The organism is Cellulosimicrobium sp. NPDC057127, assembly GCF_042670945.1.
Taxonomy (GTDB): domain Bacteria; phylum Actinomycetota; class Actinomycetes; order Actinomycetales; family Cellulomonadaceae; genus Cellulosimicrobium.
Genome location: NZ_JBHUUP010000008.1, coordinates 57,189 through 69,117, shown reverse-complemented (window position 1 = coordinate 69,117; position 11,929 = coordinate 57,189). Strand labels below are relative to the sequence as shown.

Annotated in this window: 13 protein-coding genes; 10 read left to right on the top strand and 3 right to left on the bottom strand. The window is 75.3% G+C overall.

Features of this window, described 5'->3' with window-relative positions; genetic code table 11:
* Positions 1-4 precede the first annotated feature (4 nt).
* The gene (locus tag ACFTZA_RS09730) at positions 5-688 is read left to right on the top strand and encodes a DUF1992 domain-containing protein (RefSeq protein ID WP_378193446.1); all 684 of its coding nucleotides are present in this window, start codon (positions 5-7) and stop codon (positions 686-688) included.
* Between the two features lie 27 nt (positions 689-715).
* Here ACFTZA_RS09730 and ACFTZA_RS09725 read toward each other — a convergent pair whose 3' ends face one another.
* Positions 716-1,276, bottom strand: coding sequence for a low molecular weight protein-tyrosine-phosphatase (locus ACFTZA_RS09725; protein ID WP_378193443.1), 561 nt, complete (start codon positions 1,274-1,276; stop codon positions 716-718).
* 151 nt (positions 1,277-1,427) lie between these two features.
* On the opposite strand from ACFTZA_RS09725, the gene ppk2 reads away from it, so the two are divergent.
* Positions 1,428-2,336, top strand: a complete 909-nt coding sequence (gene ppk2, locus ACFTZA_RS09720) for a polyphosphate kinase 2 (protein WP_378193440.1) — start codon at positions 1,428-1,430, stop codon at positions 2,334-2,336.
* Positions 2,337-2,414: 78 nt separating this feature from the next.
* Complete coding sequence (locus tag ACFTZA_RS09715) at positions 2,415-3,320, top strand: SDR family oxidoreductase (protein WP_378193437.1); 906 nt, start codon at positions 2,415-2,417, stop codon at positions 3,318-3,320.
* A gap of 365 nt (positions 3,321-3,685) precedes the next feature.
* Here ACFTZA_RS09715 and ACFTZA_RS09710 read toward each other — a convergent pair whose 3' ends face one another.
* The gene (locus ACFTZA_RS09710) at positions 3,686-4,513 is read right to left on the bottom strand and encodes a class I SAM-dependent methyltransferase (protein WP_378193434.1); all 828 of its coding nucleotides are present in this window, start codon (positions 4,511-4,513) and stop codon (positions 3,686-3,688) included.
* 204 nt (positions 4,514-4,717) lie between these two features.
* On the opposite strand from ACFTZA_RS09710, the gene ACFTZA_RS09705 reads away from it, so the two are divergent.
* Genes ACFTZA_RS09705 through ACFTZA_RS09690 form a run of 4 tightly spaced genes read left to right on the top strand, consistent with a single transcriptional unit; the run spans position 4,718 to position 8,020 of the window.
* Positions 4,718-5,725, top strand: a complete 1,008-nt coding sequence (locus ACFTZA_RS09705) for a WXG100 family type VII secretion target (protein ID WP_378193431.1) — start codon at positions 4,718-4,720, stop codon at positions 5,723-5,725.
* Entirely contained in the window at positions 5,722-6,540 is an 819-nt protein-coding gene (locus ACFTZA_RS09700) for a hypothetical protein (protein ID WP_378193428.1), read from the top strand. The genes ACFTZA_RS09705 and ACFTZA_RS09700 overlap by 4 nt, the downstream gene beginning before the upstream one ends.
* Entirely contained in the window at positions 6,537-7,298 is a 762-nt protein-coding gene (locus ACFTZA_RS09695; RefSeq protein ID WP_378193425.1) for a hypothetical protein, read from the top strand. Before ACFTZA_RS09700 ends, ACFTZA_RS09695 begins: the two co-directional genes overlap by 4 nt.
* A 29-nt stretch (positions 7,299-7,327) precedes the next feature.
* Positions 7,328-8,020, top strand: a complete 693-nt coding sequence (locus ACFTZA_RS09690; protein ID WP_378193422.1) for a hypothetical protein — start codon at positions 7,328-7,330, stop codon at positions 8,018-8,020.
* Between the two features lie 7 nt (positions 8,021-8,027).
* On the opposite strand, the gene idi is transcribed toward ACFTZA_RS09690, so the two are convergent.
* Positions 8,028-8,627, bottom strand: a complete 600-nt coding sequence (idi, locus tag ACFTZA_RS09685) for an isopentenyl-diphosphate Delta-isomerase (RefSeq protein WP_378193419.1) — start codon at positions 8,625-8,627, stop codon at positions 8,028-8,030.
* Positions 8,628-8,734: 107 nt separating this feature from the next.
* On the opposite strand from idi, the gene ACFTZA_RS09680 reads away from it, so the two are divergent.
* Genes ACFTZA_RS09680 through ACFTZA_RS09670 form a run of 3 tightly spaced genes read left to right on the top strand, consistent with a single transcriptional unit; the run spans position 8,735 to position 11,867 of the window.
* Complete coding sequence (locus ACFTZA_RS09680) at positions 8,735-9,856, top strand: FecCD family ABC transporter permease (protein WP_378193416.1); 1,122 nt, start codon at positions 8,735-8,737, stop codon at positions 9,854-9,856.
* Positions 9,853-10,950: a FecCD family ABC transporter permease gene (locus ACFTZA_RS09675; protein WP_378193412.1), complete on the top strand. Its 1,098-nt coding sequence runs from the start codon at positions 9,853-9,855 to the stop codon at positions 10,948-10,950. Before ACFTZA_RS09680 ends, ACFTZA_RS09675 begins: the two co-directional genes overlap by 4 nt.
* Before the next feature lie 32 nt (positions 10,951-10,982).
* Positions 10,983-11,867, top strand: a complete 885-nt coding sequence (locus tag ACFTZA_RS09670; protein WP_378193409.1) for an ABC transporter ATP-binding protein — start codon at positions 10,983-10,985, stop codon at positions 11,865-11,867.
* Positions 11,868-11,929 lie beyond the last annotated feature (62 nt).

Sequence of the window (11,929 nt, the reverse complement as noted above, 5' to 3'; positions counted from 1 at the left end):
GATCGTGACGCAGCGCCCGGTGCCCGGCGAGCGCGCCACGCCGCAGGCCTGCCTACGCTGGGTCGACGACGCCGCACGACCGACCGGACGGGAGGTACCGATGTTCGGCAGGCGACGCCAGGAGCCCGACGACGACCCGGTGCGGCGCGCCGCGCAGTACCGCGTGGACCGCGAGGTCTCGCGGGAGGCCGCGGAGCCTGCGGGCGCCGCCGGTCACGACGACGCCGGTCACGACGACGCCGGTCCCGCGACGGCGGACCGCGCGGAGGAGGAGGTCGTGCGCACCCCACCGCGCGTCGCACCGGAGGACCGCGCGCGCTACGTGGACACGGTGATCGACCAGGCGATCCGGCGCGGCGAGTTCGACGACCTGCCGCTCGCCGGCAGGCCCATCCCCGGCCTCACCGGCCGCCACGACCCGGACTGGTGGCTGAAGAGCGTCATCGAGCGCGAGCAGCTCACCGGTCTCGGGCCGCCCGCGATGCTCCTCAAGCGCGAGGACCGCGAGCTCGACGCCCGGCTGGACCGCGAGCTCGACGAGACCGCCGTGCGCGAGATCCTCGAGGACTTCAACGCGCGGGTCGTCGACGCGCGCCGCCAGCTCCTCGGCGGCCCACCGGTGGTGACCCCGACGCGCGACGTCGACGCCGAGGTCGTGCGGTGGCGTGCACGGCGCACCGGCCGCTGAGGCTTGCCGTCGCGCGGTCGGCCGCCGTCAGCCCGCCGCCCGGACCTCCAGCTCGGACCGCACGTGGTCGACGATCGCGTCGGCCGCCGCCTCGACCTCGTCGAGGCACTCCTCGAAGTCGCGCGGGCCGCCGTACCAGGGGTCGGCGATGTCGAGCGTGCTCTCGGGGTCGCCCGGCGCGACGCGCGGGCCGTCCGGGTCGAACGAGCGGTACATCCGCACGCGGGCCGCGACGTCGTCCCCGCGGCCCGCGCCGGACCGGCCGGCCCGCCCGTCGACGAGGCGGCGCAGCGCCTGCGCGTGCTGCGCCGTCATGGCCAGCACGAGGTCCCGCTGGGCGACGTCGTCGTGGCCGACGCGGCGGGCCCGGTGCAGGTCGTCGACGTCGTACCCGCGAGCCACGAGCGCCGCACGGGCCCGCGGGTCGATCGGGTGGCCGCGCTCCTCGTCGCTCACCCCGGACGAGTCCACGACCACGCGGCCGCCCAGCCCGGCCGCCTCGAACCGGTCGCGCAGCACGACCTCTGCCATGGGGGAGCGGCAGATGTTGCCGGTGCACACGGTCATGACGCGGTACGGCTCGCTCATGCGGCCATTGTGCCCGGCGTCGGACGGCACGTCCGCGTGATCGTGTCGTCCGGTGGCGTCCGTGCGACGGAGCGTCCAGGTTGGGACCTGGGCGGACGTCGTCGCGACGTCGCGTCCGCGCAGCTGCGCGCCGACCACCGAGGAGACCGGCATGACCGTCGTGAACCCGCCGAGCGATCTGCGGGAGTACATCGAGTACCTCCGTGACAGCGGCTACACGGTCCGCGACGGGCACACGCCCGACCCGGACCTGATCGACCCGGAGGGGAACCCCGTCTACACCTGGCAGGAGGGGTACCCGTACGACGAGCTCATGGACCGCGACGAGTACGAGGTGGAGAAGTACCGGCTCCAGGTGGAGCTGCTGAAGTTCCAGTACTGGCTCGAGGACAACGACCGTCGCGCGATCATCCTGTTCGAGGGCCGCGACGCCGCCGGCAAGGGCGGGACGATCAAGCGGTTCACGGAGCACCTCAACCCGCGCACAGCGCGCGTCGTGGCGCTGTCGAAGCCGAGCGACCGCGAGCGCGGCCAGTGGTACTTCCAGCGCTACGCCCAGCACCTGCCGACCGCGGGCGAGATGGTCCTGTTCGACCGGTCCTGGTACAACCGCGCGGGCGTGGAACGGGTGATGGGGTTCGCCTCCGACGAGGAGTACCGCACGTTCATGACGCAGGCGCCCGCGTTCGAGCGGATGCTGGTCGACGCCGGCATCCACGTCACCAAGCTGTGGTTCTCCGTGTCCCGCACCGAGCAGCGCACCCGGTTCGCGATCCGCCAGCTCGACCCGGTGCGCCGCTGGAAGCTGTCGCCGATGGACCTCGCCTCCCTGGACCGCTGGGAGGACTACACGGCGGCCAAGGAGGAGATGTTCCGGCGCACCGACAAGCGGTACGCGCCCTGGACGATCATCCGGTCGAACGACAAGAAGCGGGCGCGGATCAACGCGATGCGCTTCTTCCTCAGCCGCTTCGACTACGAGGGCAAGGACCACGACGTCGTCGGGACGCCCGACCCGCTCCTGGTCATCCGGAGCAAGAACGAGCCGGCCGACGAGTAGCCGGCCAGCCACCGGCGGGTGCCCGGCGCACGACCGGCTCACCGGGCACCGGCGCCCGCCCGCGCCTACGGTGAGGTCATGACGATCAGGGCCGGCGGCGGCCGTGTCGCGGTGACGGGGGCGAGCGGACTCCTCGGGTCGAAGCTCGCCTTCCGCCTGGCCGCCGAGGGAGCGCCCCAGCGGCTCGTGGTCCGGGACGCCGAGCGCGCCCCGACCCTCGGCGACGACCCGCTGCCGGAGTCGGAGGTCGTCGCCGTCCGCGGCTACTCCGACGCGCCCGCCATGGTCGAGGCGTTCACCGGCTGCGACACCGTCTTCCTCGTCTCCGCGCACGAGTCCGCCGACCGCGTCGGCGAGCACCGCGCGGCGGTCGACGCGGCGGTCGCCGCCGGTGCGCAGCGGCTCGTCTACGTGTCCTTCGTCGGCGCCGCGCCCGACGCGGTGTTCACGTTCGCGCGCGACCACTGGCACACCGAGGAGTACGTGCGCAGCACCGGGCTGCGGCACACGTTCCTGCGCGACAACCTCTACCACCGCGGCCTCGCGCTCATGGTCGGACCCGACGGCGTGCTGCGCGGCCCGGCCGGCGAGGGCCGCGTGGCGTCCGTGTCGCACGACGACATCGCCGACGTCGCGACCGCCGTCCTGCTCGACGAGAAGCCGCGCCGGCACGACGGCGCCACGTACGACGTGACCGGCCCGGAGGCGCTCACGCTCCACGAGGTCGCCGAGCGGCTGTCGCGGGCGACGGGCCGGTCGATCACCTACCAGCCGGAGACCGTCGACGAGGCGTACGCGTCCCGGGCGTCGTACGGCGCCCCGCGGTTCGAGGTCGAGGGCTGGGTGTCGTCCTACGAGGCCATCGCCGCGGGCGCGCTCGCGCAGGTCAGCGACGTCGTCGAGCGGTTCACCGAGCGCCCCGCCCAGTCGTTCGCGGAGTGGCTCGACGACTACCCGGCGGAGTGGGCGCACCTGCGCCGCTGACCGTGCCGGTCCGGGCACGGCCCGGGCGAATCCTCCCTGCGCGAAATTCGGTGGTCGGTCCGCGCGGGCGGACGTACCGTCGTCGTACACGAGAAGGGAGGTGATCCGAGAAGTGAATTCTCTTCGGACCCGTGAGGTGGTCGCGCGCTAGTCGTCGCGCGACCGATTCGTATCTGACGGACCGGACGCGGTGAGCCCGTGAACCGGGCGGCGCCTCCCGACCGGGAGGTGTCCGACGGCGAGCGAGTACCACGCGACCACCGGGGCCCGCGGGCGTCGTGCCCTCGTCCAGCACGACAGGAGGAACCCCTCCGGCCCGCGGGCTTCTCCGTGCCCGCGACCACCGGTCGACGGCGTGCGCCGGGTCAGTACGAGGCGCGCGCCACCACGAGGAACCGCGGCGCCTCGTCGACGAACTCGTGACCGGCCGCGAAGTGCAGGTGCAGGGCGCGCAGCGGCGCCTCGAACCGGGCCACCGCCTCCGGCGTGAGGGGCGCGAGCTCCGGGACCGGCGACGCCGTCGTGCGCAGCGACCCGAGCAACGACCCGAGGTCCCGGTACCGACGCAGCCCCTCGTGCTCACGAGCCACGTCGACGACGAACCCCGCCCCGCGCAGCACGTCGACCGCGCCGTCCAGGGTCACGGAGTCCGGGTCCCACGGCAGCTCCGCGCCCAGCGCCGCGCACACGCGGATCCCGTCACGGCTGTCGAGCTGCTCGGTGACGAACACCCCGCCCGGGCGCAGGACACGACGCACCTCGTCGGGGTCGAACTCCTCGTGCCGGGCCAGCACGACGTCGAACTGCCGGTCGAGGAAGGGCAGCACCTGGTCGTCCCCGCGCCCCGTCGCCCGCACGTCGACGCCCAGCGGACCGAGTCGGCGCCGGGCCACCGGCAGGTGCGGCGGCCACCCCTCGGTCGCGGCCGAGCCCGCCGGCAGGGGCGCGAACGACGCCAGCAGGCCGCCGCTCCCCGTGCCAAGGTCGAGCACCGGTCCCCGACCGCCCGCCACCAGCTCGCGCGCGAGCGCCGCGTAGTCCCACGGCACCGCGTCCTCCAGCACCCGGCCGACCACCCGTCCCTCGACCGCGCCGCGGTCCGGCACGGTCAGCGGCACCGACCGCGCCCACACCACGTGCGTCTCGAACGGCGCGCCCGGGGCGGGCAGGGCGAGGGGGACCGCGGCGTGCATGCCCTCGATTCTCGCCCGGCACCCTGGCCGTTCGCCGGGAGGACGTCCCTCCCCGCGCGTCGCGGCCCGGGCCCGACGGGGACTCCTCCCCATCGCCACGTCCCGACCGCGCGCGATAGCCTCCCGGGGCACGCGCCGTCGGCGCGCGTCGACGGCCCTCCAGCGCGAGGTGCCGCCGAGGACCGGACCGGAAGGCGGGGGCGCGTGAGCAGCGGTCTCTGGGGAGCGGACGTCAACCAGCTGCGGGCGCTCGCGGAGTCGTTGCAGTCCGCGTCCGAGCAGCTCGGCACCACGACGGCGCAGGTGAGCAGCCTCCTCGAGTCGTCCACGCGGTGGACGGGCGACGACGCGTCGCAGTTCCGCAGCGAGTGGGGCGGTTCGTCCGTGGCGCTCCTGCGCGGCGTGAGCCAGACCCTCGCCGACGCGTCCCAGGCCGTCCTGCGCAACGCGCAGCAGCAGTACGACACGAGCACCGAGGGCGGCAGCATCCCGTCCCCCGGCGTCCCGGCGCCCGGCGTGCCGACGGGACCGGGCGGCGGCCCCCTCGGCGGGAGCCCCGGGCTCCAGGGCTCGATCTGGGACGTCGGCCAGGTGGCGTGGGGCGGCATCTCGCTCGCCCTCGCGGGGATGAAGGGCTGGAAGGTCGGCACGGCGCTCAACGGCTTCCTCCAGGCGAGCCGCCTCGCGGACGTCTCCGACGCCGCCGCGAGCGCCTCCGTCTTTGCGCGCGGCATGGTGCTCGACGACGCGATGGGCATGCTCGGCGGCCTGGGCACGGCCGGGCGCCTCATGGGCGGCGCGGGCGGCCTGTTCGGCGTCATCGGCGGCTTCGACCAGATGCTCAACACCCAGTACGACGGCCTGCGCGGCGGCGTCGACCGCGTCATGGGCGGCGTCTCGGTCGTCGGCGGCGCGGGGACGATGCTCATGATGGCCGGCATGCTCACGAACCCGGTGGGCATCGGGATCGTGGTCGGCGCGGGCGTCGTCGCGGGCGCCTGGGCGCTCGGGAACCTCGTCGTCGACAACTGGGACTCCATCACCGGCTTCGTCTCCGACCCGGGGCCGTACCTGGCCGACGGGTGGAACAACGTCACGGACTTCGCGGGCGACGCGGTCGATACCATCGGGGACGTCGCGTCCGACGTCGGGGACGCGATCGGCGACGGCCTGTCCGCCGCCGGTGACTTCGTCGGAGGGCTCTTCTCGTGACCCAGCAGACCATGCGGTGGTCGGCCGCGGACATCGCCGCGGCCGAGCAGACGCTCGCGCGGTCCACCGCGGGGGAGGTCACGCACGTCGTCACGCTCACGGACGAGGAGGTGACGATCCTCGACGGGCTGCAGAACCCGCAGCTGGTCGTGCTGCCGTGGCTCGACGCCCAGGAGGGCGCCGACCGGTCGCTCGTGGGCCGGGTCGCGCTGCGATCGCTGCTCGCGCGCGGCCTCGTCGTCCCGACGGAGGAGCAGCCCGCGGGACAGGCCGGCGCCGACGGCGCGCCGGAGGTCCGGATCGAGGCGGTCCCCGAGGTCACCGGTCCGCTCGTGCTGCGCCGCACGGCGACCGCGATCCTCTCCGCCGAGCGCACGACGTCGCTCGGCAAGCACTGGGTGTACCTGTACCTCCACGAGGACGACCGCGTGCTCGAGGAGGAGGTCGGCCCGAGCGGTCACCACTCCTTCAGCGTCTACCCGCTCGCCGAGGTCGCCGGGCGCGTCGCCGTGTTCGCCGACCCGGCCGCCAAGGCCGTCCTCGACGGCCGGTCGCGGACCTTCACCCCGGACGAGCTCGCCGCGCAGGCGCCGACGCTGCCCGAGCTCGCGGACGCCGTCGCCGTGACGACGCTCGCGGGCGTCCGCGCCGGGTCGGACGTGCTCGTCCAGGTGAGCGTCTACGCGACGCCCGACGGCGTCTACGTCGTCCGCGGCACCGAGCACGGGGAGGACGGCGCGCCCGTCACCCTGACGCTGTCCGAGGTCGGGCCCGCCACGGTGCGTCGCCTCCCGCTCGAGCTGCTCGGCCGATGAGCGCGGGACAGCTCGCGCGCCCGACCGGTGACCGCGTCACGGCGAAGGTCCGCCAGGTCGCCGCGGAGTCGGGCCTGGGCGAGATCCGCCACGTCTCGGCCGCGACGCTCAACGGCCCGGCCTGGACCGTCCTCGTGCTGGTCGTGCTCGTGTTCTCGTTCGGCCCCGCGCTCGTCGGCAACGCGTCGATCGCGACGGCCGCCGCGCTGCTCCCCGTGTTCGCGCTGCTCGCCGCGCTCCTCGTCTGGTTCCTCGGCTCCGAGAAGGTCGTCGTGCTGGACCGCGGGCTCCTCGTCGGCTCGTTCGCGCCGTCGCGCCGCCCGGTCCCGCTCCCGTTCCCGGCGGTCGACCCGCGGACCGTACGCGCCGTCGTCGCGAACCAGCGCACGCTCGGCCTGCTGCTCGCCGACCGCGGCGTCAACGCCGGGTCGCGCACCGTCCCGTGGTCACGGCGCGCCGTGACGTTCGTCGGGGTCGCACCGGCTCTCGCGAGGCGCGCCGCCGCCAGGCGCGAGCCGCTGGACCTCGCCACGGCGACGGGCGTCGAGCTCTGGGTGTGCTCCACCCGGGACCCGCACGGCCAGGAGTCGCTCGTGCGCGCGCTCGGCACCGCGATGCGGTCCGCCGGGGCGCCCGGCGCCGAGGACGTCGAGGCGCTCGCCCTCCCCGCCCTCCCGGTCGAGGTCTCGCCCGACAGCGCGGACCGGCTGGCGATCCCCGAGCGCTTCCGCGCGCCGCGCGCGCGGCGCACGCGCTAGTTGTGGGTCCGGGCCGCGCGACCCGCAAGGTGCGTGCCACCGTCCAGCGCTACCCCGAGCTCGGCGCCCTCCTCCACGTCGAGGCGAACACCCCGCCGGCGAGCGCCTACGTGGTGACCGCGGTCGTGATCCTGGCCTTCACCGTCGGCGTCGTGCTCGGCAACGGCGACGTCGTCGACGCGCTCGCCGTCGCACCCGCCTGGGTGGCGATCGCGGCGGTCATCCTGTGGTTCATCGGCTCGGAGAAGATGCTCGTCCTCGAGCGGGGCGTCGTCGTCGGCTCCTTCGCGCCCTTCCTGCGCCCGTACGTCGTGCCCTTCGCCGAGATCGACGCGTGGTCGGTCGGCGCGGTGGACAAGGTCGTACGCCTCGGGCGCATGACGGCGAGCCAGGGCGTCTCGTCGACGGGCCGCACCGCGCTGTGGTCCCGGTACGCCGTCGTCTTCGTCGGCCCGTCGGCGGTCGTCGCGCGCCGGCACCGCGCGCACGTCGCAGGAGTGCTCGACGTGTCGGAGCGCACCATCCGCGGCGGGACCCTCTGGTGGTTCGCGACGCGCGGACGACCCGATCGCCTCGTCCACGCGCTTGCCGGTGCCCTCCTTGCAGCGGGCGTGCCGGGGGCGGACGGGGTCGTGGCGCGAGCGCTGCCGCCCACCGTCCTGTCGGGCAGGCCGGAGGACGCGGCCGACCAGCTCCCCGGCCTCCAGCCCCGCACGCGCTGACCGGGCCTCAGCCCTCGCTGGGCCGTCCGAGCGCGGCGACGAGCTCCGCCGTCGGGCCGACGTCGCCGGCCGCCGCGGCGCGCAGGGCCTCGAGCTGCAGGACCATCCACGGGCTGAAGGCCCACGGCGTCGCGTCGACGGACCGCACCACGTCGCGCGGGTCCGACCAGGCGAGCTCCATGACCTCGTCCGGGTTCGGCACGACGTCGCCCGCCGCGCGCGCCACGTAGACCGGGCAGATCTCGTTCTCGACGACGCCCGACGCGTCGACCGCGCGGTAGCGGAAGCCGGGGACGGCGACCTGGAGGTCGGCGAGCCCGAGCCCGAGCTCGTGCTCCGCGTGGCGCACGACCGACTCCTCGGACGTCTCGGACCAGCGCGTGTGCCCGCAGAACGAGTTCGTCCACACACCGGGCCACGTGCGCTTCACGAGGGCGCGCCGGGTGAGGAGCAGGCGGCCGGCGTCGTCGAGCACGTAGCAGGAGAAGGCGAGGTGCAGGGGCGTCTCGGTGGTGTGCACGGCCGAGCGCGCGAAGGTGCCGGTGCGGCGGCCCTCGTCGTCCACGGTGACGACGTGGTCGGCGGCCACGGGGACGTGGGTGGTCATGCCGTCACTCTCGCACACCGGGCACGGACGCGGTGCCGGGGCGCCGACGCCGGTGAACTAAGGTGAGGGTAACCTGCACGACCTCCCCGACCCGTGAAGAGCACGAGATGGCCCCGCACGCCTCCACGACGGACGCCGCCCCGGCGGCCGCCGGCGGACCCGAGGACTCTCCGCGCGCCACGCGCGAGGACCGGCGTCCCGGCGTCGTCGGCTCGCTCGGCGGCCGGACGCTCGGGCTCCTCGTCTCCCTGCTCGTGCTCGTCGTGGCCGTGGCGCTCAGCCTCGCGGTCGGCTCCCGGTCGGTGCCGCTCGGCACGGTCGTCGACGCGCTCACGGCCTACGACGCCAGCGCGGAGCACGTCGTCGTGCACGACCTGCGGGTGCCGCGCACGGTCCTCGGGCTGCTCGTCGGCGCGGCGCTCGGCGTCGCGGGCGCGCTCATCCAGGGCATGACGCGCAACCCGCTCGCCGACCCGGGCATCCTCGGCGTCAACGCGGGCGCGGGGCTCGGCGTCGTGCTCGGCGTCGCGCTGCTCGGTGTGGCGGACGTCGGCGCGTTCGTGTGGTTCGCCTTCGGCGGCGCGGTCGTCGCGGCCGTCGCCGTGTACCTCGTCGGGTCGGCGGGGCGCGGCGGTGCGACGCCCGTGCGGCTCGTGCTCGCCGGCATCGCGCTCGGCGCGTTCCTCAGCGGGCTGACGCTCACCCTCACGCTGCTCGACCCGGCGTCGTTCGACCGGCTGCGCGCGTGGGGCGGGACGTCGGGCGCGTGGGGGTCCGGGTCGATCGCGGGCGCCACCCCCGACACCGTCGGCGACGTCACGCCGTTCATCGTCGGCGGCCTCGTCCTCGCGCTGCTCGTCGCGCGCCCGCTCGACGCCGTCGCGCTCGGCGACGACCTCGCCCGCTCGCTCGGCGCCCACGTCGGGCGCACGCGCGTGCTCGTCGGCGTCGCCGTCACGCTCCTGTGCGGCGCGGCGACCGCCGCTGCCGGCCCCGTCGCGTTCGTCGGGCTCATGGTCCCGCACGTCGCGCGGTGGGCCGTCGGGCCGGTGCAGCGCTGGATCGTGCCCTACTCGGCCGTGCTCGGCGCCGTCCTCGTGCTCTGCGCCGACGTGCTCGGACGCCTCGTCGCGCGCCCCGGCGAGGTGCCGGTCGGCATCGTCACGGCGTTCGTCGGGGCGCCGGTGCTCATCGCGCTCGTGCGCCGCACCCGGGCGAGCGGCCTGTGAGCGCGCCGACCGCCCGCGCGGACATCCACCCGGCCGAGCGCCGGACCGACCGTCCGGACTTCGGCCGCCCCGTGCGCGTCGTGCGCAGCCGCGACGGCCGGTTCAGCCGTCGTCTCGACGTGCGCACAGCCGCCGTGTGCGCGGTCCTGCTGCTCGTCTCGCTCGCCGTCGGTGTCGTCGCGCTGACGACCGGGGACTACCCGCTGAGCGTCGGGCAGGTGCTCGGGGCGCTCACCGGCGCCTCCGAGGGACCGGTGCGCATGGTCGTCGTCGAGTGGCGGCTGCCGCGCGCGCTCCTCGCGCTCGTGCTCGGCGCCGCGCTCGGCGCGAGCGGCGCCGTCTTCCAGTCGATCACGCGCAACCCGCTCGGCAGCCCCGACGTCATCGGGTTCAACACCGGCGCGTACACGGGCGCGCTCGTCGTGCTCATGGTGCTCGGCGGCGGCTACGGCGGCGTCGCCGTCGGGGCCCTGATCGGCGGCATCGGCGCCGCCGTCCTCGTCTACGTGCTCGCCTACCGGCGCGGGGTCCAGGGGTTCCGCTTCGTAGTCGTCGGCATCGCGGTGTCCGCGATGCTCTCGGCGGTCAACGGGTGGCTCGTCATCACGGCCGACCTCGAGACCGCGATGGCGGCGACGCTCTGGGGCGCCGGCTCCCTCAACGGCACCACGTGGGAGCAGGCGGCACCGGCCACCGTGCTCGTCGTCGTGCTCCTGCTCGCGCTCGTGCCGCTCGTGCCCCGCATGCACCTGCTCGAGATGGGCGACGACGCCGCGACGGCGCTCGGCGTGCACCGCGAGCGCGTGCGGCTCGCGCTCGTCGGCGTCGGCGTCGCGCTGATCGCCGTCGTGACCGCCGCCGCGGGACCGATCTCCTTCGTCGCGCTGGCCGCGCCGCAGCTCGCGCGCCGCCTGACCGGAGGAGCGGGCGTCCAGGTGCTGCCCGCCGCGGCGATGGGTGCGCTGCTGCTGTCGGCGAGCGACCTCGTCGCCCAGCGCCTGATCCCCTCGACCCAGCTGCCCGTCGGCGCCGTCACGGTCGTGCTCGGCGGCGCGTACCTCGTCTGGCTGCTCGTGCGCGAGGCGCGTCGATGACCGAGCACCCGACCCGTCCCGGGAGGACCCGCGTGACCACGACCGACCGCTCCGCCGGCACCACGGGGGCGCACGGCCGCGCCGCGGCGGCCGCCGCCCACGAGCACGCCGCCGTACAGGAGGGCGCCGACCGCCTGTACGCCGCCGGCGTCACGCTCGGCTACGACGAGCGCGTCATCTCGCGCGGCCTCGACGTGGCGATCCCCGACGGCTCGTTCACGGTCATCGTCGGGCCCAACGCGTGCGGCAAGTCCACGCTCCTGCGCGCGCTGTCGCGCCTCCTGCGACCCGCTGAGGGCCGGGTCGTGCTCGACGGGCGCTCGATCTCGGCGATCCCCGCGAAGGAGGTCGCGCGCCGGCTCGGGCTGCTGCCCCAGTCCTCGATCGCGCCCGAGGGCATCACCGTCGTCGACCTCGTCGCGCGCGGCCGGTACCCGCACCAGAAGCTCCTGCGGCAGTGGTCGCGCGAGGACGAGACGGCGGTCGTCGAGGCCATGGACGCCACGGGCGTGACCGAGCTGTCCGGCCGGCTCGTCGACGAGCTGTCTGGCGGTCAGCGCCAGCGCGTGTGGGTCGCCATGGTCCTCGCGCAGGAGACCCCGATCCTGCTGCTCGACGAGCCCACGACGTTCCTCGACATCGCCCACCAGGTCGAGCTCCTCGACCTGTGCGCCGACCTCAACCAGGAACGCGGGCACACGCTCGTCGCCGTGCTGCACGACCTCAACCACGCGTGCCGGTACGCGACGCACCTCATCGCGATGAAGGACGGCGCGGTCGTCGCCGAGGGCGCGCCGTCGGACGTCGTGACGGCCGAGCTCGTCGAGGACGTCTTCGGGCTGCCGTGCCGAGTCATCGACGACCCCGTGACCGGCACCCCGCTCGTCGTGCCCGAGCGCCGCCCGCGCCGCGCCTGACCGCTCCGCGCCTGAACGCGCGGCGGCGAGCGGCAAGCCGGCGGGCCCACGGACGCCGACGG